The organism is Pseudokineococcus marinus, from assembly GCF_013004605.1.
Lineage (GTDB): Bacteria > Actinomycetota > Actinomycetes > Actinomycetales > Quadrisphaeraceae > Pseudokineococcus > Pseudokineococcus marinus.
Genome location: NZ_JABEMA010000461.1, coordinates 1 through 1,723, shown reverse-complemented (window position 1 = coordinate 1,723; position 1,723 = coordinate 1). Strand labels below are relative to the sequence as shown.

Genomic DNA, 1,723 nt, shown 5'->3' with positions numbered 1-1,723 from the left:
CGCTCTTCCGATCTCGCGCCCCGGCGCCGCCGGGCCCGCCTCCTCCACCGGTGCGTCGTCCCCCTCGGCGTCCTCGCGGGGCCCCCGCCCGGCGGGTCGCCCGGGCGGTCGCCGTCGTGACGAGACTGCGGGAGCGCCCGCGGTGAGCGCCGAGCACGCGCCCGCCGACACGGCCGAGTGGGGCCGCGTCGACGACGAGGGCGTCGTCCACGTGCGCACGGCGGACGGCGAGCGGGTCGTCGGCTCCTACCCGGACGTCGCCGCGGACGAGGCGCTGGCCTACTTCGGCCGCCGCTTCGCCGACCTCGTGGCGCAGGTCGACCTCGTCGAGCAGCGCCTCGACGTGGCCGACGCGCCCGTCGGCGAGCTGCGCTCGGCCCTGGCGAAGGTGTCCCGCGCCCTGCAGGACGCGACCGCCGTCGGCGACCTCGCCGGCCTGGGCGAGCGCGTGGACGCCCTCGGCGCCCGCGTCACCGAGCGCGAGCGCGAGGCGAACATCGCCCGGGAGCAGGCCCGCGGCGTCGTCCGCGCGCAGCGCGTCGAGCTCGTCGAGGAGGCCGAGGCGCTCGCCGAGGCCGATCCCGCCCAGGTGCAGTGGAAGGCCTCCGGTGAGCGCCTGCGGGCGCTGTTCGACCTGTGGCGCGAGCAGCAGCGCGCCGCCGGCACGGCCCGCCTGCCCAAGGGCGAGGAGGACGACCTCTGGCGCCGCCTCAAGCACGCGCGCAACCGCTTCGAGCGGCACCGCCGGCACCACTTCGCCGAGCTCGACGCGCGCCACGGCGAGGCCAAGGCCGTGAAGGAGGGCCTCATCGTCGAGGCGGAGGCGCTCTCCGGCTCGACCGAGTGGGGCCCGACGTCCACCGCCTACCGCCAGCTCATGGACCGCTGGAAGGCGGCCCCGCGGGCGGCGCGCAAGGAGGACGACGCCCTGTGGGCGCGCTTCCGCGCGGCGCAGGACGTCTTCTTCAGCGCACGTGACGCCAAGGACGCCGAGCAGCTGGAGGGCGAGAAGGAGAACCTCGCCGTCAAGGAGGCCCTGCTCGTCGAGGCGGAGGCGATCCTCCCCGTCCGCGACGTGCGGGCCGCCACGGCCGCCCTGCGCGACGTGCAGGAGCGCTGGGACGCCGCCGGCCGGGTGCCCCGGGCTGACCTCGGCCGCATCGAGAAGCGGATGCGCGCGGTCGAGCAGGCCGTGCGCGACGCCGACTCCGAGCGCTGGCGGCGCACGAACCCCGAGGCGCGGGCCCGCGCCGAGGGTGCGCTGGGCCAGCTCCAGGACTCCATCGCCGGGCTCGAGGCCGAGCTGGAGCAGGCGGAGGGGGCCGGGGACGAGCGCGCCGTGCGCCGCGCCCGGGAGGCCCTCGACGCCCGCCGCGCCTGGCTGCAGCAGGTGGAGCGGGCGGCCGCCGACTTCAGCGGCTGACCCCCCGCGCCTCCCCTCGCGTCCCCGGGCGCCCGTCCACAGGTGGGCGCCCGGGCCCCGGCGGCTCCCTCCGGTGGGCGCCAGGATGCCGGGGTGATGACGGACGCCGTGCCCGCCGGGCCGCCCACCGGCCCGGGTCTCCGCCGCTCCGCCGCCCCCGACGGCGTGTGGACGCCGGGCGGGGTGCCCGCGGCCGTCCTGCGGGCGATGGCGGCCGAGGGGCTGCTCGTGGAGCTGGTGCCGCACGTCTTCGCCGCGGCCGACCTGGCGGGCGACGCGGTGGTCCGCGCCGGGGCGCTC

At 78.9% G+C, this 1,723-nt stretch carries 1 protein-coding gene and 1 pseudogene; both read left to right on the top strand.

What is annotated here, in order from left to right; all coding sequences use genetic code 11:
- Positions 1-142: 142 nt before the first annotated feature.
- Entirely contained in the window at positions 143-1,423 is a 1,281-nt protein-coding gene (locus HLB09_RS16600) for a DUF349 domain-containing protein (RefSeq protein WP_171204404.1), read from the top strand.
- Positions 1,424-1,516: 93 nt separating this feature from the next.
- Positions 1,517-1,723: pseudogene (locus HLB09_RS16595) on the top strand (hypothetical protein); the annotation flags it as partial.